We start from the raw sequence: 23,628 nt of genomic DNA on the forward strand, positions 1-23,628 counted from the left end.
TCTTCCGCCGGCCCGCGGCGCGCGCGAGTCTGCCGGTCCATCCGTCCGGATCGCCTGCGACATGACCGCTTCCTCGCTCCGCCCGCGACACCCGCGCGCCCGCGCGCGCTCGACCGTCTCCTTCCTCAGCCTCGCCCTCGCCGCCGCGCTGAGCCTGTCGGCGCCGGCGTTCGCCGCCGAACCGGCGCCGGCCGCGCCCAAGGTCACCGTGCAGACCAAGAGCCAGAAGCTCGACCGCCTGTACGAGCAGTACTGGGAAGAAAACCTCAAGCTCAACCCCGTGCTCGCCACCATGCAGGGCGATCCGCGCTACAACGACCAGCTGCCGAACTTCGCCACCGCCGCGTACCGCAAGCAGGACCGCGAGTTCACCCAGCGCTGGCTCAAGACGATCGAAGCGGTCGGCTCGCAAGGCCTGTCCGAGCAGGATCTGCTGAGCTACGAGATCTTCGTGCGCAGCGCCAAGATCGACCTGGAATCCGACCAGTACCCGACCTGGCTGCTGCCGATCAACCAGTTCTACAATTTCGCCGCCAGCGTCGCCCAGTTCGGCTCCGGCACCGGCGCGCAGCCGTTCAAGACCGTGGCCGACTACGAAAACTGGCGCGCCCGCGCCGGCCACGTGCCGGCGATCTTCGATCAGTTCATCGTCAACAGCCGCGAAGGCGTCAAGCGCGGCGTGGTCCAGCCCAAGTCGCTGATGGTCAAGGTGCTCTCGCAGCTCGACGCGCTGATCAAGGATCGCGCGGAAGACACCTTGTTCTGGAAGCCCATCGCCGGCCTGCCGGCCTCGTTCTCCGACACCGACAAGGCGCGCCTGACCGCCGAATACCGGCGCAGCATCGACGGCGAGCTGATGCCGGCCTACCGGCGTCTGCGCGACTACCTGCGCGAGGACTACATGAAGCATGCGCGCGATACCGACGGCCTGGGCGCATTGCCCAACGGCGAGGCCTGGTACGCGTTCAACGCGCGGCGCACCACCACCACGTCGATGAGCCCGGCGCAGATCCACCAGATCGGCCTGGACGAAGTCGCGCGCATCCACGGCGAGATGGACAAGGTCATCGCCGAGCTGAAGTTCAAGGGCACGCGGCCGGAGTTCTTCAAGTTCCTGCAGACCGACCCGCGCTTCGTGTTCAAGACCGAGGACGAACTGCTGGCGCACTACCGCGGCCTGGAAGCGACCATCAACGCGAAAGTTCCCGCGCTGTTCTCGCTGACGCCGAAGGCGCCGTTCGAAATCCGCGCGGTGGAAGCCTTCCGCGCGCAGTCGGCCGCGGGCGGCTCTTACATGCGCCCCAGCGAAGACGGCAGCCGGCCGGGCATCTTCTACGTCAACACCTACGACCTGCCCACGCGCAAGACCTGGGACGCGGAGGATTTGTTCCTGCACGAGGCGATCCCGGGCCATCACTTCCAGCTGGCGCTGCAGCAGGAACTCACCGACCTGCCGAAGTTCCGCCGCTTCGGCAGCGAGATGGCGTTCTCCGAAGGTTGGGGCCTGTACGCCGAATCGCTGGGCAAGGAACTGGGCGTGTACCGCAATGCCTACGACTACTTCGGCTATCTGCAGAACGAGTTGTGGCGCGCGATCCGCCTGGTGGTGGACACCGGCCTGCACAGCAAGAACTGGACCCGCGAGCAGGTGATCGCCTACATGCTGGCCAATTCGGCCGAGAGCGAGACCCAGGCCACCGCCGAGGCCGAGCGCTACATGGCGATCCCGGGTCAGGCGCTGGCGTACAAGGTCGGCGAGCTCAAGATCATGGAGTTGCGCAAGCGCGCCGAGAAAGAACTGGGCGCGCGCTTCGACATTCGCGAATTCCATGCCGAAATGCTCAAGGACGGCTCGCTGCCGCTGGAAATCCTCGACAAGAAGATCGATCGCTGGATCGCGGCGAAGAAAGCCTGAGCCGCGCGGCGGCGTTCGGCCTAGGCGCGAACGCCGCCCGCGAACGCAGGGGACGATCGAAACCCGCTGCGTTTGAAAGCCCCTCCCCCGCCCAAGCGGAGAGGGGCCGAGTCGGCGCGCCGGCGGACGCCTTGGAACCTGAGTCCTCACCCGGCCAGCACCCGAAGGGGAACCGGCCGCCGCGGTTGCGGCGCCCCTCACCACCCGCACAGCATCGGCGCTACGATCAGCCGGCAGGGCACGGACAACGCGCCACCGCAGCGTCTCACGCGCCTATGAGCCTCATTGGATACCTACCGGATAGGCCGCCCAGCCACCGTCCATCCGCCCAGACCGCCGCGCTGGAGGGTACGAAGCAGAAAAAATGTGACTGAAGCCGCATAATTAGGGGTTGCTGTGCCCACAGTCGCCGGCCCGGCCGGTGCTCGCCATCCCACTCAGCCACGGATTACGGATGTCTCCGATTACAGCGCTCCTGTTTCCGTTCACGCCCCGCGCCCCCCGCCGCGCGACCGCGTCCCGGGTCAAGACATCCCGCCGTTTCCTCGCTCTCGCGGCCCTGCTGTTTTGCGTTTCCGGCTTTGCCCAGGCGCAGGACTGGAGCTATCGCGTGCGCCCCGGCGACACCTTGTGGGACCTGGGCGCGCGCCATCTGAAAGCCGGCATCAACTGGCGCCGGCTGCAGGAACACAACCGCATCGTCGATCCCTATCACCTGCCGCCGGGCACCAGCATGCGCTTTCCGATCGGCTGGCTGCGGATCGAGCCGGCCAAGGCGCGGGTGGTGGCGGTGCGCGGCGCGGTCAATGTGCTCGCCACCGATAAAACGCCGGGAGTGTTGGTCAGCGAAGGCATGCGCATCGGCATCGGCAGCCGCCTGGAAACCGGGCCCGGCGCCAGCGCGACCCTGGAATTCGCCGACGGCTCGCGGCTGATGGTCCAGGACAACAGCCGCGTGGTGTTCGACGAACTCAGCAGCTACGGCAGCACCGGCATGGTCGATACGCGCATGCGCCTGCAGCGCGGCCGCACCAGCAACCGGGTGATCCCGGCCAAGGGCCCGGCCTCGCGCTACATCATCGAAACCCCGTCGGCGACCTCCAGCGTGCGCGGCACCCACTTCCGGGTCAGCGCCGGCGACGCGGACGGCGGCGACACCGGCGCGATGGACGCGACCGAAGTGCTCGAAGGCAAGGTCCAGGTCGGCGCGCAGCGCGGCCAGGTGCTGGTGACCCCGGGCTTCGGCGCCGTCGCCGGCGCGGGCGCCGCGCCGTCGCAGCCGATCGAACTGCTGCCGGCGCCGGCCCTGGCGCGCGCGGCGACCCAACTCGACCAACTGCCGGCCACCGCGAGCTGGGCCGCGGTGCCCGGCGCGACCGCGTACCGGGTCGAAGTGGTGCGCGACGACGCCCCGGAAGTGCTGCTGTTCGAAAGCCGGGTGACCGACACGAACGTGCGCATCGACGACCTGCCCGCCGGCCGCCAGCGCCTGCTGGTGCGCGCGATCGCCGCCAACGGCCTGGGCGGCCGCGACAGCGCGCAAGTGTTCACCGTCAACGATCAACCGCTGCCGCCGCTGACCATCAGCCCGATCGACGGCCAGGTTCTGCATCAGCCCAAACCGCGCTTCGAGTGGGCGCGCGCGCAGGACGCCGAGCGCACGCGCCTGCAGATCGCGCGCGACGAACACTTCGCCGAGCCGATCGCGGACATGGAAGTCGGCGGCTTGCGCGCACGCCCCGAACAGGCTCTGCAAGCGGGCAATTACTACTGGCGCGTGGCCTCGCGCGACGGCAACGGCCGCATCGGCCGTTTCGGCAACGCCTTGCCGTTCCAGATCAGCGATGCACCCGTCGATCCCGGCCTGGAACCGCCGCAGGCGGCCAAGGGCCAATTGACCTTGCGCTGGCAGAAAGGCGAGCCCGGACAGCGTTATCGTGTGCAGATATCGCGCAAGGCCGATTTCTCGCAACTGCTGTTGGAACAGGTGGTGGACGTGCCGCAGATCGAACTCAAGCGCCCCGGCGGCGGAACCTGGCATGTGCGCGTGCAGACCATCGAAGACGATGGCTACGAAGCGCCGTACGGCCCGACGCAGGAAATCCGCCTGCCCTGCCGCCTGTGCTACGCCGGCGGCGCGGCCGGCGCGGTGCTGTTGCTGCTGGCCTTATGAGCCCCACCGCACTGTCCAGGCTGTTGCGTGGCGGTGCGGCCCTGTGCGCGGCCGGTCTGGCCGCGCTGCTGACCGTCAGCGGCGCGACCTGGCGCCTGGACGACTTCTTCTACGACCAGCACCTGTCGAACTGGGGCTACGCGCCCGACGACGACGTGGTGATCGTCGCCATCGACGATCGCAGCCTCAACGAACTCGGCCAGTGGCCGTGGCCGCGCGACATCCACGCGCAGGTGCTCGATCGCCTGGGCTATGCCGGCGTGCGCGGCGTCGCCCTGGACCTGGTGCTGGCCGAAGCCGACCGCAGCGGCGACGACCACGACCTCGCCCTGGCCGCCTCGATGCGCCGGCTGGGCCGCGTCGCCCTGCCGGTGACCACCGCGCCGCTGCGTCAGAACGGCCCGCCGGTGGAAGTGTTGCCGACGCCGGTGATCGCCACCGCCGCCAACACCCTGGGCCACACCGACATCGAACTCGATGCCGAAGGCACCACCCGCGGCATGTACCTCAAGGCCGGCCTCGGCGATTCGCGCTGGCCGGCGCTGGGGCTGGCCTTGATCGGCCTGGAACCGGGCGCCGCGCCCAACCCTCTGCCCGGATTGCGCCGGCCCGCGCTGGTGCAGGGCTCGCCTTACCAATGGACGCGCGACAACTACGTGCGCATCCGCTTCGCCGGCCCGCCGGGCACCTTCGGCCAGGTCTCGTATTCCGACGTGCTCAGCGGCCAGGTGCCGGCCGAACTGCTGCGCGGGCGCTGGGTGGTGATCGGCGTGACCGCGACCGGACTGGTGCCGCGCTACCTCACGCCGATGTCCGACGACGTGCGTATGCACGGCGCCGAGTACCAGGCCAACGTCATCGAAATGCTGCTGCACAATCGCGCGATCGTGCCGCTGTCGTCGTTCTGGCAGGCGTTGCTGGCGGCGGCGATGCTGCTGGCGGTGGTGTCGCTGATGCTGCTGTCGCGCTTCCAGCGGCCGCTGCTGATCACCGGCGCGGCCGCGCTGCTGACCGCGGCCGGCAGCGTGACCGTGCTGCGTCTGGGCAATCTGTGGTTCCCGCCGGCGGCGACGATCGTGATGATCGCGCTGGCGTATCTGGCGTGGATGGTCGGCCACCTGCGCCACTGGCGCCGCGAAGCCAACCTGGACACCCTGACCCGGCTCGGCAACCGCCGCCGTTTCGACCACGTCCTGCAGCGCGAACTGGCCAGCGCCCGCCGCACCCGCGCGCCGATGTCGCTGGCGTTGATCGACGTGGATTACTTCAAGGCCTACAACGATTCGGTGGGCCATCGCGCCGGCGACAAACTGTTGCAGAAGATCGCCGAAATCATCGCCTCGCACGCACGCCGCCCGCGTGACCTGGCCGCGCGTTTCGGCGGCGACGAATTCGCGGTGATCCTGCCCGACACCCATGTCGAAGGCGCCGCGCGCGTGGCCGACATGATCCTGGCCGACATGCGCAAGCTCGATGCGCGCTATGGCCAGGGCGAGGATCAGAAGGTGAGTCTGAGCATCGGCTTGTACACCTGCGTTCCGGGTGTGCATACGCACGTGCGGACGTTGTTCGACGGGGCGGATGCGGCGTTGTATCGCGCCAAGGAGAACGGGCGCGATCGGCGTGAGGCGGCGCGATTGGGCGAGTTGTGATCGGGGCTTGAGCTCGGTCTTGTTGCGCCACTGACCGATGCTGTTGCGATCGCGACGGGCGAACCGTTGCTGGGCCTTCACTCAGCCAGGCCGTTGCTGCTGTGGCTGTGGCTGTGGCTGCGGCTGCGGCTGCGGCTGCGGCTGTGGCTGTGGCCGTTGCCTGAATCGCCCAGGGTTTCGTAGACATCTCGCAGCCATAAACTATGGCTTAAGTGGAGGTGGTTATGAGCGCGAAGCGATACACCGATGAGTTCAAGATCGAAGCGGTCCGTCAGATCGTGGAGTACGGGCGGCCGGTGGCCGAAGTAGCCGAGCGCCTGGGCGTGTCGGTGCACAGCCTGTACGGCTGGCGGCGTCAGCAAGGCAAAAGCGATGTGGTTCGTCGTGTGGAAAAAGATCAGAACGCGGACGTGCGACGCCTGAAGGCAGAACTTCGGCGCGTGACTGAAGAACGAGACATCCTAAAAAAAGCCGCCGCGTACTTTGCCAAGGGGTAAAGGTGAAGTACGCCTTCATGAAGCAGCACGCCGACGAGTTCGGCCTGGCCGCAATGTGCCGTGTCTTGGGCATAAACCGCAGCGGTTACTACGCTTGGCTTCACGCGCCGGCCAGTGCGCGTGCACGCGACGACCAACGTCTGTTGGGATTGATCAAGCACAGTTGGTTGGAAAGCGGCTCGATCTACGGCCATCGCAAGATCACCACGGACCTGCGCGAGTTGGGTGAAACGTGCAGCAAACACCGCGTTGCGCGTTTGATGAAGCAAGAAGGGCTGCGCGCCATGGTGGGCTACGGCCGGCGGCCGCGGCCGTTGAGCGGGCCGATCGGCGCCGTCGCCAACAACGTGCTGGCGCGTGAGTTCACAGCGCAAGAACCCAATCGGGCCTGGGTGACCGACATCACCTACATTCGCACCCACGAAGGCTTCTTGTACTTGGCCGTCGTGCTCGATCTGTTCTCCCGCAGGATCGTGGGCTGGGCCACGCGTCCAACGCAGCACTCCGATCTGGTGCTGCAGGCGCTGCTAGCGGCGGTGTGGCGACGCAAGCCCGCGCCTGGTTTGCTCTTGCACTCGGATCAAGGCAGTCAGTTCACGAGCGAAGACTGGCAGAGCTTTTTGAAGGCCCACGGCATCGTGTGCAGCATGAGCCGACGCGGTAACTGTCACGACAACGCCGCGATGGAAAGCTTCTTCCAGTTGCTCAAGCGCGAACGGGTTAAGCAACGGATCTACCATACCCATGACAAAGCACGAGGCGATGTGTTCGATTACATCGAGCTGTTCTACAACCCCAAACGACGGCACAGTTCCAACAATGGCCTGTCCCCGATAGAGTTTGAAAGGCGGTACGCACTAAACGGCTGACGACTGTCTACAAAAACCTGGGCGATTCACTTTGGACAAAGAAAGTGACCCGCCGCTCCATGGCGGAAGCTTTAGGCGTTTGATCTTGCTTTCGCTTTCGCTTTCGCTCTTGCTCTTGCTTGAGGCTTCTTTTGCTCGTCATTCCCGCGAACGCGGGAATCCAGAGCCTTTCGGGCGAGAACGCTTGAAGTCTCTGGATTCCCGCGTTCGCGGGAATGACGGTAGGGGGAGTGCGCAGGTCTGGCTGTTTTGATCAGGGACTTCCGTTTCCTTAGAAGCCCTAGAAGCCCTAGAAGCCACAAGCAAGATCAAACGCTAAACGCTTCCGCCATAGAGCGGCGGGTCACTTTCTTTGTCCAAAGCCACAAAGAAAGTAACCAAAGAAAGGGCTTTAGCTGTTTCGAGTCAAAAGCCACGAGTGCGTAGCTTGCGCAGGCAGGTCCCGCAGTGGGCATCCTGCCCACGGCGGGACCCGGCGCACGTCCATGTGCGCCGCCCTCCGGGTGCCCCTGGTCTCGCGAGTAACAAGCCGCGCCCAGCAACGACAAAGGCAAAGGCACAGCACAGCCGAGCAAAGCAAAATCTCGGCAACAGCAACAACAGCGGCGACGACGACAGCGATGGCGATGGCGATGGCGATCAGCAGCATCGGCCAGCCGACGAAACCACAAACAAAAAAGGCCGGCAAAGCCGGCCTTTTTCTTCAGTCTGGATCAGCGCCGATCAATCAACCCGCGCTGCGATCCCGCCGCTGCCCCTGCTGAGCACCGGCACCCGCGCCCGCACCGCCACCGCGGTGCTGCTTCGGACCGGCATGCGCATGACGCGACGCCGGCTTGCCGTGCGGACGGTGCGCCGGCTTGCGCGGAGCGTTGTTGCCGCGGTTGTTGCCGCCCGGAGCGCCCGGACGACGCGCGCCCGGGGCGTCGGAACCCATGCGGATCGGACGCGACGGCTCGAAGCCGGCGACCGTCACCATCTCGATGTCGTCCTTCAAGATGCGCTGGATCTGGCGCAGCAGACCGCCCTCATCCGGCGACACCAGCGACAGCGCCTCGCCGGTCAGACCGTTACGGCCGGTGCGGCCGATACGGTGCACGTAGTCTTCCGCGACCATCGGCAGATCGAAGTTGATCACCAGCGGCAGGCTCGGAATGTCCAGACCGCGCGCGGCGACGTCGGTGGCGACCAGCACGCGGGCCTTGTTCGCCTTGAAGTCGCGCAGGGCTTTCTGGCGCTGCGCCTGGCTCTTGTTGCCGTGGATCGCGACCGACTTCAGGCCGGCTTCTTCCAGCTGCTCCGACAGACGGTTGCAGCCGTGCTTGGTGCGGCCGAACACGATCACCTGATCGTTCGGGCGCGAAGCCAGGATCTGGATCAGCAGGTCGCGCTTGCGGCCACCGTCGACCGGATGCACGCGGTGCGTGATCGCGTCGGCGACGATGCTGTTGGAAGCGATCTGCACCTGCTGCGGCGAGCGCATGAACTCCAGCGCCAGCTGCTTGATCTGCGTTTCGAACGTCGCCGAGAACAGCAGGGTCTGACGCTGAGGCGGCAGGCGGCCGAGGATGCGCTTGATCGCGGGCAGGAAGCCCATGTCGAGCATGCGGTCGGCTTCGTCCATGACCAGCATCTCGACCGCGTCGAGCTTGGCGCTACCGCGCTCGAGGTGGTCGATCAGGCGGCCGGGGGTCGCGACCAGCACGTCCACGCCGCGACGCAACGCGTCGAGCTGCGGGCCCATGCCGGCGCCGCCGAAGATGGCGTGCACGTTCAGGCGCAGGTACTTGGCGTAACCGCGCAGGCTGTCGCTGACCTGCAGCGCCAGTTCGCGGGTCGGCGCCAGGATCAGCACGCGCGGCTTGCGCTGGGTGTTGCCCTGGGTGGTGGCCAGACGGTGCAGCAGCGGCAGCCCGAAGGCCGCGGTCTTGCCGGTGCCGGTCTGGGCGCCGCCGAGCAGGTCGTGCCCGGCCAGGGCCAGCGGGATCGCTTCGGCCTGGATCGGGGTCGGGTTGATGTAGTTCTGTTCGGACAGCGCGCGCAGCAGCGCGGGCGCAAGCCCAAGCGATTCAAACGTCATGTTGGAACTCCAGTGGTTCGCGGTGCGCCGACGCGCGCGGCCGAATGAACGGACGCGCGAACGAAGCGATCGCGTGATGACCCCAGCGTTCCCTTGAACCGCGCTGCGAGTATCTAAATTTGACGACGCCGGATGCTCCGGGCCGTGTCGGCGCTACGAAAGACGTGCGGGATAAAAAGTCGCGCCGGCGAATCCGAGAACTCGGTGCGGGGCGACAGGCAACCTGGGAAACGTACCCTTGCGGGAGGCAGCCGTGCGCTGAACGGCGCGAACTCTACGCGAAAGCGGGCAAAACCGCCAGTTGAGCTGTGCGGGCGGTGTCAGCGGGCGGTCATGTGGGTGGGGTTCGGGGGTGGCTGGGGTGGGTCGATCGCCGGGTTTCGGCCGAAGCGGCCATGGGCGGGTTCGGGGGCGAGAGCCATTGCCGCCGGGGCTTGCGCGAGGAGGACGCGCACGGGTTGCGCCTGGGCGGGCGACCGCTCCGGCAACTGGGCCGCAACCTCGTGCCGGCGGCAAAGCCGATCCATCTTGCGGTTGCCAACCAGCCAAATAGGAACCTGAAGTTGCAATTGTGCGCCTCCTCCCCGCGCGGCGGTTCGGTACTCCCTAGCCCCGCTTTCGCCTTGGGCTGTCCTGTGCCCTGCTGTCCCGCACCGGCTTTCGGTCTTTGGCTTATGGCCTCGACTCCGCCCCGGGCTATTTCGCTTTAGCCGTGCCGTTGCCGCTGCCAATTTTGCTTCGCCTCGGCCTTGCCTTTGCCGTTGCTGGGCGCGGCGTGTAACTCGCGGCGCCCAGCAACAGCAACAACAACAAAGGCGAAGCGAAACAAAATCTCGGCAACGGCAACGGCAACTACAACCGCAACCGCAACCGCAAAAGCCGACTCAGCCCTCGCCCCTTACAACCGCTTGCGATTATCCGAAGGCACCCGATCGATCAACTTGTTGTAAGGATCGAACCCGACCTCGTACGGCTCGCGATCCACCACCACCGTCACCTTGGTCTCTGCCTGCGTCACCCGCCTGCGCTGCAACGACAACACCTGCTCATCGGCCTCCTTGCCCGACAGCCCTCGCGCGAACACGCCGACTTCGATCCAGTCGTCCACCGCGCCCGATGTTTCCTTGCCCTTGCCGTCGGCGTAGAGCTTGCCGGCATGCAACTGCATCGTGACTTCGTACTTGCCGCCGGCGAGCTTCTTCGACGACGCCGACACCACGCGGTTGTCGTAGAAGCCGATCTTCTCGAACAGATCGGTGATCAGACCCTGCTGATCGGGCCGGGCCTCGGCGCGTATGTACTCCAGCAACTCGGCCGAGGTCGTGTACGGCGGCGACTGATAGCCCTTGTCCTGCAGGAAACGCTTCAGCGCGCGGTTGAGCGCGGCTTCGCCGAGTTCCTCGCGCAGCCGATAGAACACCAGCGAGCCCTTGCGATAGTGGATGTACTGCTGGTTCTCCACCCGATACAGCGGCATTTCCTCGACCCGCTCGCCGCCGCGATCGGACAGGTAACGGTCCAGTTCGTACTTGAGGAAGCGGCGCATCTTGGCGCGGCCGTATTCGTGCTCCATCACCATCAGCGCCGAGTACTGCGACAGCGACTCCGACAGCATGGTCGAGCCCTGCACTTGCGCGCCGATCACCTGATGCGCCCACCACTGATGCGCGACTTCGTGTGCGGTCACGTAGAACACGTAGTCGATCGCGTCCGGATCGCGCAGGTCGGCGACGAAGCCGATCGATTCGGAGAACGGGATGGTGTTGGCGAAGCTCTGCGCGAAGGTCGCGTAGCCCGGGAACTCGATGATCCGCACCTGCTTGTGCTGGTACGGGGTGAAGTTGGCCTGGTAGTAAGCCAGCGACTTCTTCACGGCGGCGACCATGCGATCGACGTTGTACTCGTGCTTGGGATCGTAGTAGATCTCGATCTTGATGCCGCCCGGCGCCTCATCGCTACGCACTTTCCAGCGCGCCGACAGGTACGAATAGAACGGCAGCATCGGCCGGTCCATAGCGTAGTCGAAGCACTGCCGGCCCTCGCGCTGGTATTGCTTGCGCAGATACCCCGGCGCCAGCGCGATCTGGTCCGGCGCGGTGCACACCGTGGTCTTGAAGTCGATCCAATCGGCGTCGTTGGCGATGTAGTGATTGGCGCGCGCGGCCTGATCCTCCAGCTTGGCCATGCGCTCGAATTCGCCCATGCCGCGTTTTCGCCGCTCGTTGCGATCGGTCAACTGGCCGCTTTGGTCGTAGCCGAAGTGCGGGAACACCGAGGAATTGAAGAAGCTGCCGTTGCCGACCAGCGCATACTGCGAGGGCTCGTTGGCGAAGCCTTCCACCGCCGAGGACTGGACGAAATCCAAAGTGCGGCGCTCACCGGGCTGCATCGGCCGGTCGAGCCGGTAGATGCGGTAGCCCAGGCGCTCATCGTTGCGGATCAGCTTGGCGCCGCCGAATTCCAGGCGCTCGATCTTCGCGTCGGAATCGACCCTGATATGGAATTCGGCGATCGGCGCCGGATGCGGATTGAGCAGTTCGTAACGGCCGACGGCGCGCATGCGCAGGGTTTCCGGATGCAGATCGACCCGGTTGTCGACCGCGACGATGCGCGGCTGCGGCAGGTTCTTGTACTTGCCGAACTCGCGTTCGTACCGCACCTGCTCGTCCATCGTCACGTCCGACGGCAGGTAATGGTTGAGCGTGTTGGTGTTCCAGTAAATCCAGGCGCCGGTCGCGAGCCAGGCCAATAGCACCGCGGCCAGGGCGATGCGCGTCCGGCCGCGCAGGCGTTCGCGCGCCAGCCGCACGCGGTCGCGCCAGCCGGTGGACACCCCGCGCACCCAGAACGCCGCCGCCAGCAGCATCAACGCGCCCAGCAGCAATCCCCAATAGCCCTGGAACCACAGCCGCGCGATCAGGAAATGGCCGTAGCCGTTCATGTCCGAATACGGCGCCGCCGGTGCCTGGGCGTAGTTGTAGAGGTTGTGATCGAAGTGCAGCAGGCCGAGCGAAGCCTGCACGATCACCACCAGCACGGTGAGGCCGTAGCCGATGAAGCGGTTGTTGCTGAGCACCTGCAGCACCAGCGCCAATCCGCCCATCAGCACGAACGGAATCGCGCCCAGCACCAGACCGCGCAGATAAAGCATCGGTTCCAGCGCGGTATAGCCCTTGGACAATTGCAGCACTATCGCCGCGACGCCGCCGATGCACTGGAACACCGCCACCACTGCGATCAAGGTCAGGAACTTGCTCAGCAGCGGCAGCCAGTTCGGCACCGGCATCGCATCGACCACTTCGGCCAGCTTGGCGCTGCGTTCCTTGAACACCAGCTCGCCGGCGTAGAACATCGTCACCAGGACCAGCATGAAGCTGAAACTGGCCTGCAGCGCGATCACCATCAACGAGGTGGTCGGATAGGTCTTGGTGCCGAACATGCTCTGCATCGAGCTGGCGCCGACCATGAAATTGGTGATCGCGAAGGCCAGCATGATCAGGAACGGCACGCTCTTGAGCACGCCGATCGTATCCAGTCGCAGCGACTGCAGGAACTGCGCCCGCACCGTGGCCGCGCCGAACGACGGCCGCACCCGTGGCGCTTCCACGCCGACGCTGCGCCGCGCCGCCGCGACCGGCTTGCGGCGGCGGCCGAACCAAGCCTTGCCGGTGCCGCTGCGCTGCGGTTTGAACAAGGCGAACGCGGCCGCGATCATGCCCAGGCCGACGCTGCCCCACACCAGACGGTTGACCAGCAGAAAGCCGCTGAACGCCGGCAACTGGCTGTTGAGCTCGACCGACGACCAGTAGCGTATCGAGCGCTTGAACGCGGTGGTGCCGAACGGATCGATCATCACCGCCAGCCACTCGTTGTCCAGGTCGGCGACCAGGGTGCGGGCGAGGAAGCGCAGTATCAGGAAGCCGATCACGCCCAGGTACACGATCAGCAGACTGCGCCCGGTCACCGCCAGCAGCGCCAGCAAGGCGCCGATGAAGATCAGGTTGGGCAGCACCAGGACCGCGAAGCTCCAGATGTACGGCCACAGCGAGAACGGCCCGAGCCGCTCGGCATCGACCCACGGCATCGACGGCGCGATCAGCAGCCCGACCACGATCATCGCGTACACCAGCAGACACGAGGCGAGCGCGCCGCAGAAGCGGCCGATCAGGAAATCGCGCTTGCGCATCGGGCTGGAGAAGAACAGATCGGCCGTGCCCATCTCGAAGTCGCGCAACAGCGCGTTAGCGACGAACACGGCGATCACCAGCAGGCTGAGCACGCTGAAATTGGCCAGGATATCGGCGATGGTGGTAGGTGCATTGCGGTTGACGTTGCCGATGCCGCCGCCCATCTGCACCGCGTCGGAACTGGCCAGGGCGAACGCCAGCAGGCCGAACATCGCCGCCAGCAGCCACAGCAGCGGCGAACGCAGTTGTTGCCGCAATTCGAAGCGGAAAAATTCCTTGATCATGATTACCGCCCCGCTCAGGCCGCGACGCGCGCGTGTTCGCGCAGGCGCTGGAAGTACACGTCTTCCAGATCCGGCGCGACGCGTTCGAAGCCCTCCTCGGGCGCATCGGCGCTGAAAACGTGGATCACCGGCTGGCCGCCGACCAGACGCGTCGACAGCACGGTGAAGCGGGTTTCGTAACTGGCCAGTTCCGACTTGGCGACCTGCTTACGCCACACCTGCTGGTTAAGCGCGGCGATCGCCGCGTTGGGCTCGCCGGTCAGCAGCACCTTGCCCTTATCGACGATGGCCATGGTCGGGCACAGGTCGGTGACGTCCTCGACGATGTGCGTGGACAGGATCACCGCGACGTTCTCGCCGATCTCGGCCAGCAGGTTGAGGAAGCGGTTGCGTTCTTCCGGGTCCAGGCCGGCGGTGGGTTCATCGACGATCACCAGGCGCGGATCGCCGAGCAGCGCCTGGGCGATGCCGAAACGCTGGCGCATGCCGCCGGAGTAGGTGCCCAGCTTCTGCTTGCGCGCGTTCCACAGGTTGACCTGATGCAGCAGCGCCTCGACCACTTCGCGCCGCTGCTTGCGCTGGCTCAGGCCCTTGAGCACGGCGAAGTGATTGAGCAGTTCCTCGGCGCTGACCTTGGGATAGACGCCGAAATCCTGCGGCAGATAGCCCAGTTGCCGGCGCACGGTGTCTTTGTCGCGCAACACGTCGATCGGCTGGCCGTCGGCGCCCTCCAAGGTCACGCTGCCCGCGTCGGCTTCCTGCAAGGTCGCCAGGGTCCGCATCAGCGACGACTTGCCGGCGCCGTTGGGGCCGAGCAGACCGAACATCCCGCGCGGAATGTCCAGGGAGATACCGTCGAGCGCGCGCACGCCGTTGGCGTAGGTCTTGGTGAGGTCGCGGATGGTCAGCATGCAGGGGCTCCGTCGGTTCCATGCGCGGCTCGCGGGTCGGGCGGCATTGCGCTTATGGCCGATGCTAACGGCGAACTCCGTCGCGCCCAATGGGCGGTTGGTGGGCATGACCGATGGCATGGGGGATCAGGTATGCGCGCGGTGTGCTGGGCGGGGTGATTCGAGCTGCGGTGTGCACGGGGAAAGCCGCGGGTGTCTTGTGCTGCGGCGGCGGGTTCGCCTACCTGGGGGTGTGCTGGTGGGCAATGCTAATGAGCGCGGGGTGTGGGTATGCGTGTGGCTGCGCGCGAAAGCACGCTGGGTGCGGCGATGCGGTACGGAAGTAGCCCCTCTCCCGTGTGCGGGAGAGGGGTTGGGGTCAGGGTGCGCGGCAACTGGTGGGGTTTCGCGTAGGAGCATTCGCGCCCACGGCGCTCATCCGCTCACCCCAGCCCTCTCCCGCACGCGGGAGAGGGAGCGGTTTTGTTCGCGGCTCTCAGTCCACGCTTGCGTCTGCACACCGCCTGCACGCGCCGACGCCAACCATGATCGCGCCGGTGGAAGCGATGCCCACCGACGGACTCTCATCACGACGGCCGCGGTCCCAGACCAGCGCCCCAGGGGAAAACACGATGCATACGATTCTGGTGATACTCGGCGGCTTCGTCCTGATGGCGCTGTGCCTGCTCGGCGGCCGCATATTCGGCGGCCCCGGCGCGGCCTCGCTGATCACCGGATTGAAGCTGTTTCTGCCGCTGTGGCTGCTCGGCGCCGGGATCAACATGTACATCGGCGTGGCCCGCGCCGGTTATTCGGTCGGCGAGGAATTGCCTATCTTCCTGCTGATCTACGCGGTCCCGGCGGCGGTCGCCGGCTTGCTGTGGTGGCGACTGGCGCGCGCCTGACACGCCGGCGGCCGATCCATCGCAACCACCGCGCGCATCGCTTACCGTAGCGAACGCGCCCCCGACCCGACTCCGCCCATGACTCCACCCCTGTCCACCCTGCTGCGCATCCGCGAAGGCCACGCCAAGGTCGGCTACGCCGAACTGTTCTTCGATCTGGTGTTCGTGTTCGCGGTCACCCAGCTCTCGCACACCCTGCTCGAACACCTCACCCCCACCGGCGCATTGCGCACCGGGCTGTTGTTCCTCGCGGTGTGGTGGCTGTGGATCTGCACCTCGTGGGTGACCAACTGGCTGGACCCGGAAAAAATCCCGGTGCGGCTGACCATCTTCGGCCTGATGCTGGGCGGCCTGATGATGTCGTCGGCGCTGCCGGACGCGTTCGCCGAGCGCGGACTGGCCTTCGCCGTGGTGTTCGCGGCCATGCAGGTCGGCCGCAGCGCGTTCATGCTGTGGGCGCTGCGCGGCGGCCGCGGCCCGGGCAATTTCCTTAATTTCATCCGCATCACCCTGTGGTTCGCGATGTCGGCGGTGCTGTGGATCGCCGGCGGACTGGCCGAACCCGAGTCGCGGGCGTGGTGGTGGCTGGGCGCGGTGGCGATCGAATACCTGGGTCCGATCGCGTTCTTCCGCGTGCCCGGCCTGGGCCGCTCGTCGCTGTCGGACTGGGACGTGGAAGGCGGCCATCTGTCCGAACGCTGCGGCTTGTTCATCATCATCGCGCTGGGCGAGTCGGTGCTGATCACCGGCGCGACCTTCGCCAAGCTGGAGTGGAATCCCACCACCATCGCCGCGTTCTGCATGGCCTTCCTCGGCAGCGTGGCGATGTGGTGGATCTATTTCGACAGCGGCGCGGCGCGCGGCGAACACCGCATCACCCACGGCCAGGACAGCGCCAGCCAGGCGCGCCTGGCCTATACCTATCTGCACCTGCTGATCGTCGGCGGCATCATCGTGTGCGCGGTCGCCGACGAACTGGTGCTGGTGCATCCCGATCACGCCGAAACCGCCGGCGTGGTCGCGATCATCGGCGGCCCCGCGCTGTACCTGCTGGGCTGCGCGCTGTTCAAGTGGGTGACCAACACCCGCCGCTTCCCGCCGGCCTCGCATCTGGGCGGGCTGTCGCTGCTCGCCGCGCTGGCGCTGGCCGCCGCGCCGATGCATCTGTCGCCGCTGGTGCTGGGCGCGGTCACGACCGTGGTGCTGATGATCGTCGCCGGCTGGGAAACCGCGTCGATGCGGTATTCCGAAGCCGAACGGAAGCATTGAGGCAGCGCGCGACCGCGACGCTCAGCCGCGCCCCAATCGCCGCAAGGCGATGCCTAACGCGATGCGATAGCTCGCCGCCAGATCGCGGTTGATCACGATCGTCGCCAGCGGCGCGGCGTGCGCGCGCAGGCGTTCGTCCAGAGTGGTGGCGCTGCCGTCGTGGACTTCGATGTAAGCGCTGGGCAATGCGTCCAGCGCCTGCCGCAGCGGTTCGGGCTGGGCCAGCGCCTGCGAGGCGAGTTCACCCGGATCGATCAACACGAACTCGGCGTTGCCCGCGCGCGCCGAGCCCAGTTGCGCGAGGAACTCGCGCAGGTTCGCGCACGGCCGCACGTCCAGACGGCGCCCGACCGCGGCCGCCAGCCGGCGCAGCCCGGCATAGAAGTCCGCGCCCAACGGCTCCGAGTCGGAATGGGCGCCTTGTACGATCACGATGCTCACGCTTGCCGCCTGTTGATGGTCTGGGCGCAGCTTGCGACCGGTAGCCATAAAGGCGCTATTTCACAGCAACAACGAGGCGTAAATTCTTCGCATAGCCGCGGCGGCGGGTCATGGACGCGAGTGGTCGGCGTCCATCGCCGCACCTAGACCTGCAGAGTCATCCCCGGCCGCGCCAGCTCCACCTTCACGCCGAAGCGTTCGCCGATCTCGCCGGCCAGCGCTTCGCGCGCCTTGTCTTCGCCGTGCACCAGCGCCAGCGGCGGATGGCCGGCGATCTGGCCGTACCACTCGATCAATCCGTGTTGATCGGTATGCGCCGACAATCCGCCGATGGTGTGGCGCTGCGCCAGCGCGCGCACGTCGCGTCCGTGGATGCGCACCCACTTCGCGCCTTCCACCAATCGCCGGCCGATCGTGCCTTCGGCCTGATAACCGACGAACACCACATGCGTCTGCGGCTTGCTCAGGTTGTGCTTGAAGTGATGCAGGATGCGTCCGGCGTTGGCCATGCCGGACCCGGCGATCACGATCGCGCCGCGTTCGAGCTCGTTGATCGCCATCGAATCCTGCGCCGATTCGGTCAGTTGCAGATTCGGCAGATGGAAGGGATTGGGTTTCTGTTTCCACACCCGCACCGCGTCTTCGTCGAACAGATCGGTATGGCGGTCGTAGACATCGACCACCTTGGCCGCCATCGGGCTGTCGAGAAAAATCTTCCAGCGCCCGACATTCCATTCGTCCCAATACTTGGCGAACCAGTACAGCAGCTCCTGGCTGCGGCCGACCGCGAACGCCGGGATCAGCACGTTGCCGCCGTCGCTCCAGGCGCTTTCGAGAATGCGCCCGAGTTCGAGGATGGTCTCGGCGCGATCCTTGTGCAGGCGGTCGCCGTAGGTGGACTCCATCAGCACCAGGTCGGCGCGATCGATCGGCGCCGGATCGCGCAGGATCGGCGTGCCCTTGGGCCCCAGGTCGCCGGAGAACACCAGCTTGCGGTCTTCGGCGTACACCTCGACCACCGACGAACCCAGGATATGCCCGGCCTCGCGGAACGCGACCTCCACGCCGGGCAGGATTTCGCGGCGCGTGTCGTAGGCCAGCGGCTGCACGCGCTGCATGGTCGCTTCGACATCTTCGCGGGTGTACAGCGGAATCAGTTCGGGCTCGCCGCGCTGGCGTTTGCGGTTGCCGCGTTCGGCTTCGCTTTCGGCGATGGAGGCCGAATCCAGCAGCATGATCCGCATCAGGTCGGCGGTGGCTTCCTGGGCGTGGATGGCGCCGCGGAAACCGCGCTTGAGCAGCAGCGGCACGCGGCCGATGTGATCGATATGGGCGTGGCTGATCACCAGCGCGTCGAGCGCGGCGGCGTCGAAGGCGAACGGATCGAGATTGCGCCGTTCCGCCTCGGGACTGCCCTGGATCATGCCGCAATCGAGCAGCACGCGATGGCCGGCGGCCTCGACTTCGTGCAGGGAACCGGTGACCTCGCCGGCGGCGCCGTGGAAATGAACGCGCATGGGTTGTGCTCCTGAGTGGACCGGCCGCGGTGGCGGCCGCGATCCAGGCGTCGAACTTAGCATGCGCGCGGCCGGCCCCAGGTTCCGGGCGGCGCCCTCGTTGCGCAACGGCTCAGCGCACAAATCGCAAGGCCGCCGGTCACCCCACATGACTGACGACACCCTTCCGGACCTGCGAACCGGTCTATCGTCGTGGGATCGCGCTGGGGACCGACGACGACGGCCCGCAACGAGAGCCGCTGTTTCGTCATCTACCCCAAGTTCGCCCGGCCGGAGTGCGCCATGACCCGATTCGTCACGACCCGATTCAAATCGTCCCCCTTGCTGCTGTCGCTCGCCATCGCCGCGGCCTTGAGCGCCTGCGCCAAGCCCGAAACGCCGGCGCCGGCGGCGAGCGCGCAAACCGCCGCGCCGCCCGCGGCCGCGCCCACGCTGAAGATCGACGAAAGCAAACTGCTGCAGCCGGTGCGCTTCGCCGTCGGCGATCTGGACGCGTCCAAGAACGCCTGCGACGACCTTGGCCAGTACGTCAACGACAAGTGGTTCGCCGCCAACGCGATTCCGGGCGATCGTTCGTCCTGGGGTGTGTCGGACGTGTTGGCCGAACGCTCGCTGGCGGTGCAGCACCAGTTGGCCGAACAGGCCGCCCAGGACGCGAACGCCAGCGGCATCGAGAAGATCGTCGGCGACCTGTGGGCCACCGGCATGGACGAGGCCAGGATCAACGCCCAGGGCATCGAGCCGCTGAAGAACGATCTGAGCGCGATCGCCGCGCTCGACACGCCGGAGAAGATCGCCGCCTATCTGCGCACGTCCGCCGCCGAGGGCCGCGGGGTGATCTTCGATTTCGGCGCCGAGGCCGACTTCAAGAATTCCTCGATGAACATGGCCTTCGCCACGCAAAGCGGCCTGGGCCTGCCGGACAAGGGCTATTACTTCGATCAGGACAAGCGCGACAAGCTGGCCGCGTATCAGCAACACATCGCCAAGGTGCTGGAGTTGTCGGGCACGGCCGCGGCCGATGCGGCGACGCAGGCCAAGGCGGTGATCGCGTTCGAAACCCGTCTGGCCAAGGCCTCGCTGTCGCGCGAGCAGTTGCAGCGCGATGTCGCCTTGTACTACCAGCCCATCAGCCCGGCTAAGGCCAACGAGCTGACGCCCAACTTCTCCTGGACCGAGTTTTTCAAATCGCAGGGCGTGGAAGTGCCGGCGCAGTTCTCGCTGGCGATGCCGGACTTCCACAAGGAAGTCAGCAAGATGCTCGCCGATACGCCGGCCGCGGATTGGCAGGCGTATCTGCGCTATCACACTGTCGATGGCGCATCGCCGTACCTGAGCGATCCCTTCGTCGCGGAGCACTTCGAATTCCACAGCAAGGCCATGGTCGGGCAGAAAGAACAAAAAGCCCGGTGGAAACGCGTGTTGAACGCCATCAACGGCTCGGCCGGCGAGGCCATGGGCCAGTTGTACGTGAAGGTCGCCTTCCCGCAGCAGTCCAAGGCGCAGATGGACGCGCTGGTGCAGGGCCTGCGCACCGCGCTGAAGGGGCGCATCGAAAACCTGAGCTGGATGAGCGCCGACACCAAGAAAAAAGCGCTGGAGAAGTGGGCCAGCTTCACGCCCAAGATCGGTTATCCGGACAAGTGGCGCGACTGGAGCGGCCTGAAGACCGGCCGCGACAGTTACTACGCCAACGCCCTGGCCGCAGAGCAGTTCAACTACAAGTGGAACCTGGGCAAGATCGGCAAGCCGGTGGACAAGACCGAATGGGGCATGTCGCCGCAGACGGTCAACGCCTACTACAACCCGCTGCAGAACGAAGTGGTGTTCCCGGCCGCGATCCTGCAGCCGCCGTTCTTCGATCCCAACGCCGACGAGGCGATGAACTACGGCGGCATCGGCGCGGTGATCGGCCACGAGATGATCCACGGCTACGACGATCAGGGCAGCCGCTTCGATCCGTCCGGCAACATGGTCAACTGGTGGACGCCGGAGGACGCGAAAGGCTTTGCTGCGCGCAGCACGAAGTTGATCGAGCAGTTCAACGGCTACCAGGCCGCGCCCGGCCTGCACGTCAACGGCAAGCTGACCCTGGGCGAGAACATCGCTGACCTGGGCGGCCTGGCCACCGCCTATGACGCCATGCGCCTGGCGGTCGGCGACAAGCCCGATCCCAAGACCGACGGCCTGACCCGCGATCAACGGTTCTTCTACGGCTTCGCCACCAGTTGGCGCGATCGCTACACCCCGGATCTGCTCAAGGTGATCGTCAATTCCAACGAACACGCGCCGGCCAATTTCCGCGCGATCGGCGCGCCGTCGAATCTGCCCGCGTTCGCGGCGGCGTTCTCGTGCAAGGCGGGGCAGCCGATGGTGCGTGCTGCCGATAAGCAGGTGGTTATCTGGTGAGTTGACAGCTTGCGCCTCATCTGTCCCCTCTCCCGCTTGCGGGGTGAGCGGACGCGGCTTGCGAGCCACTGGCTCGCGCGTCCGGGAACGCTCAAACGCCCAGCGTTTGAGCCGGGGCGGGTCAGGCGGCGCCGGCCCTCATCCGGCCCTGCGGGCCACCTTCTCCCGCCAAGCGGGAGAAGGCAGCGGCAAGCCCGAACCGCTGCATCGCGCTCATCCGATGCACAAACCGGGCAAAACTGAACATTCCCGCGCCACCCCACATGACCTTCGACACCCTTCTCACGCCCGGATCGGGACTATCGTCCGCCCGGTGTCCCGGCACGAGCCGCGTCAATCCGGCGCGAAATCCGCGACAATCCCCGTTCGTTTCTCGCCAACGCCCTTCCGGCTGGAGCTCTTTGTGACCTTCAACAAACCGCAAGTCCTGCTGTTGTCCCTCGCCATCGCCGCCGCGGTGGCCGCCTGCGGCAAGCAGGAAACCTCCACCCCGGCCGCCGCCGGCGACGCCACCGCCGCCAAGCCGGCCGAAGCCGTCCAGTTCAAGCTCGACGAAAGCAAGCTGCCGCCGGTCAACCGCTTCCTCATGAGCGACCTGGACACCACCAAGGACGCCTGCACCGACTTCGGCGGCTACGTCAACGGCAAGTGGCTCGCCGCCAACGCCATCCCGGGCGACCGCACCTCGTGGGGCGCGTTCGAAATGCTCGACGAGCGCTCCGACGGCGTGCAGCGCCAGCTGGCCGAACAGGCCGCGGCCGACACCAAGGGCACGGGCGTTGAGAAGATCGTCGGCGACCTGTGGGCCACCGGCATGGACGAGGCCAAGATCAACGCCCAGGGCATCGAGCCGCTGAAGGCCGACCTGGGCAAGATCGACGCGATCGACAGCCCGGAAGCCATCGCCGCCTACCTGCGCGAAGTGTCCAAGACCGGCGACAACCCGCTGTTCGGCTTCGGCGCCGAAGCCGACTTCAAGGATTCGGCCAACAACATCGCCTACGCCTCGCAGGGCGGCCTGGGCCTGCCGGACGCGCCGTACTACACCGACGCCAAGTTCAAGGACAAGCTGGACGCCTACGAGGCGCACATCGCCAAGGTGCTGGAACTGGGCGGCGTCAAAGCCGAAGACGCGGCCAAGCAGGCCCGCGACGTGATCGCGTTCGAAACCCGCCTGGCCAAGGCCTCCAAGACCCGCGAGCAGCTCTCGCGCGACGTCTCGCTGTACTACAACCCGATCGCGCCGGCCAAGGCCGACGAGCTGACCCCGAACTTCTCCTGGACCAAGTACTTCGAGTCGCAGGGCGTGGCCGTGCCGAAGATGTTCTCGCTGGCGGTGCCGGGCTTCCATGAGGAAGTCAGCAAGATGATCGGCGAAACGCCGGTCGCCGCGTGGCAGGCCTATCTGCGCTTCCACACCATCGACGGCGCCTCGCCGTACCTGTCCGACGCGTTCGTGCAGGAGAACTTCAACTTCTACAACAAGACCCTGCGCGGCCAGAAGGAACTCAAGGAACGCGGCAAGCGCGTGCTCAACGTGATCGAAGGCCAGGCCGGCGAAGCGATGGGCCAGCTGTACGTCAAGGTCGCCTTCACCCCCGAGTCCAAGCAGCGCATGCAGGCGCTGGTCGAGAACCTGCGCCAGTCGCTCAAGAACCGCATCGAAAATCTCGCCTGGATGAGCGCGGACACCAAGAAGAAGGCGCTGGAAAAGTGGGCCAGCTTCACTCCGAAGATCGGCTACCCGGACAAGTGGCGCGACTTCAGCGGCCTGAGCACCGGCCGCGACAGCTACTACGCCAACGTCAAGGCCGCCAACGAGTTCAACTACAAGTGGAACCTGGGCAAGGTCGGCAAGCCGGTCGACAAGACCGAATGGGGCATGTCGCCGCAGACGGTCAACGCCTACTACAACCCGCTGCAGAACGAGATCGTGTTCCCGGCCGCGATCCTGCAGCCGCCGTTCTTCGATCCCAAGGCCGACGACGCCACCAATTACGGCGGCATCGGCGCGGTGATCGGTCATGAGATGACCCACGGTTACGACGACCAGGGTTCGCGCTTCGGGCCGACCGGCAACATGGAAGTGTGGTGGGCCCCGGCCGACGCGAAGGCGTTCTCGGGCCTGACCGCCAAGCTGATCAAGCAGTTCGACGGCTACGACGCCGGCAACGGCCAGCACGTCAACGGCACCCACACCCTCGGCGAGAACATCGCCGACCTGGGCGGCCTGGCGACGGCGTACGACGCGATGAAGAAGGCCGCGGGCGACACGCCGGACCCGAAGACCGACGGCCTGACCCGCGACCAGCGCTTCTTCCTCAACTGGGGCACCGTGTGGCGCCGCAACTTCACCCCGGAAGAGAAGAAGGTGCGTCTGCAGACCGACGAGCACGCCCTGGCCGACTTCCGCGCGATCGGCGCGCCGTCGAACCTGCCGGCGTTCGCCGCGGCGTTCTCGTGCAAGCCCGGCCAGCCGATGGTGCGCGAAGGCGACAAGCAGGTGGTGATCTGGTGATTCATACCTCGCGGCACCGCGC

The 23,628-nt window shown here is 66.3% G+C and carries 13 protein-coding genes; 8 read left to right on the forward strand and 5 right to left on the reverse strand.

Features of this window, described 5'->3' with window-relative positions:
• Positions 1 to 61 precede the first annotated feature (61 nt).
• From LG3211_RS15405 to LG3211_RS15425, 4 genes are all read left to right on the forward strand, one after another.
• On the forward strand, positions 62 to 1,915 hold the full coding sequence (locus LG3211_RS15405) for a DUF885 domain-containing protein (RefSeq protein ID WP_083512569.1): 1,854 nt from the start codon (positions 62 to 64) through the stop codon (positions 1,913 to 1,915).
• A 610-nt stretch (positions 1,916 to 2,525) separates the two neighbouring features.
• Positions 2,526 to 4,088 (forward strand): FecR family protein, encoded by a 1,563-nt coding sequence (locus LG3211_RS15410; protein ID WP_237049768.1) that lies wholly within the window; start codon positions 2,526 to 2,528, stop codon positions 4,086 to 4,088.
• The gene (locus tag LG3211_RS15415) at positions 4,085 to 5,740 is read left to right on the forward strand and encodes a CHASE2 domain-containing protein (RefSeq protein WP_057943607.1); all 1,656 of its coding nucleotides are present in this window, start codon (positions 4,085 to 4,087) and stop codon (positions 5,738 to 5,740) included. Before LG3211_RS15410 ends, LG3211_RS15415 begins: the two co-directional genes overlap by 4 nt.
• Before the next feature lie 224 nt (positions 5,741 to 5,964).
• Positions 5,965 to 7,106, forward strand: a protein-coding gene (locus LG3211_RS15425) for an IS3 family transposase (protein ID WP_148648703.1) whose coding sequence is annotated in 2 segments (ribosomal slippage) — positions 5,965 to 6,202 and positions 6,202 to 7,106 — 1,143 coding nt in all. Because the reading frame shifts where the segments join, the coding sequence is not laid out codon by codon here.
• A 727-nt stretch (positions 7,107 to 7,833) separates the two neighbouring features.
• Here LG3211_RS15425 and LG3211_RS15430 read toward each other — a convergent pair.
• The 3 genes from LG3211_RS15430 to LG3211_RS15440 all read right to left on the reverse strand — a co-directional run bounded on the left by LG3211_RS15430 (position 7,834) and on the right by LG3211_RS15440 (position 14,568).
• Positions 7,834 to 9,186, reverse strand: a complete 1,353-nt coding sequence (locus LG3211_RS15430; protein ID WP_057943608.1) for a DEAD/DEAH box helicase — start codon at positions 9,184 to 9,186, stop codon at positions 7,834 to 7,836.
• 898 nt (positions 9,187 to 10,084) lie between these two features.
• Positions 10,085 to 13,657: an ABC transporter permease/M1 family aminopeptidase gene (locus LG3211_RS15435; RefSeq protein WP_057943609.1), complete on the reverse strand. Its 3,573-nt coding sequence runs from the start codon at positions 13,655 to 13,657 to the stop codon at positions 10,085 to 10,087.
• 14 nt (positions 13,658 to 13,671) lie between these two features.
• Complete coding sequence (locus LG3211_RS15440) at positions 13,672 to 14,568, reverse strand: ABC transporter ATP-binding protein (RefSeq protein WP_057943610.1); 897 nt, start codon at positions 14,566 to 14,568, stop codon at positions 13,672 to 13,674.
• Between the two features lie 611 nt (positions 14,569 to 15,179).
• Between LG3211_RS15440 and LG3211_RS15445 the strand changes: the two genes are divergently transcribed.
• Positions 15,180 to 15,452 (forward strand): hypothetical protein, encoded by a 273-nt coding sequence (locus tag LG3211_RS15445; RefSeq protein WP_057943611.1) that lies wholly within the window; start codon positions 15,180 to 15,182, stop codon positions 15,450 to 15,452.
• A 78-nt stretch (positions 15,453 to 15,530) separates the two neighbouring features.
• A complete protein-coding gene (locus LG3211_RS15450) occupies positions 15,531 to 16,721 on the forward strand; it encodes a low temperature requirement protein A (RefSeq protein ID WP_057943612.1) in 1,191 nt (396 codons plus the stop codon).
• A gap of 21 nt (positions 16,722 to 16,742) precedes the next feature.
• On the opposite strand, the gene LG3211_RS15455 is transcribed toward LG3211_RS15450, so the two are convergent.
• Positions 16,743 to 17,162 (reverse strand): hypothetical protein, encoded by a 420-nt coding sequence (locus LG3211_RS15455; RefSeq protein ID WP_057943613.1) that lies wholly within the window; start codon positions 17,160 to 17,162, stop codon positions 16,743 to 16,745.
• 143 nt (positions 17,163 to 17,305) lie between these two features.
• Positions 17,306 to 18,679 carry an MBL fold metallo-hydrolase gene (locus tag LG3211_RS15460; RefSeq protein WP_057943614.1) on the reverse strand — a complete coding sequence of 458 codons (1,374 nt, stop codon included), beginning with the start codon at positions 18,677 to 18,679 and terminating at the stop codon, positions 17,306 to 17,308.
• Positions 18,680 to 19,000: 321 nt separating this feature from the next.
• Here LG3211_RS15460 and LG3211_RS15465 point away from each other — a divergent pair, with 321 nt between their 5' ends.
• Both LG3211_RS15465 and LG3211_RS15470 read left to right on the forward strand, forming a co-directional pair.
• Entirely contained in the window at positions 19,001 to 21,088 is a 2,088-nt protein-coding gene (locus LG3211_RS15465) for a M13 family metallopeptidase (protein ID WP_057943615.1), read from the forward strand.
• 427 nt (positions 21,089 to 21,515) lie between these two features.
• A complete protein-coding gene (locus LG3211_RS15470; protein ID WP_057945519.1) occupies positions 21,516 to 23,606 on the forward strand; it encodes a M13 family metallopeptidase in 2,091 nt (696 codons plus the stop codon).
• Positions 23,607 to 23,628: the final 22 nt, after the last annotated feature.

Origin of the sequence: Lysobacter gummosus, assembly GCF_001442805.1 — a bacterium.
Classification (GTDB): domain Bacteria; phylum Pseudomonadota; class Gammaproteobacteria; order Xanthomonadales; family Xanthomonadaceae; genus Lysobacter; species Lysobacter gummosus.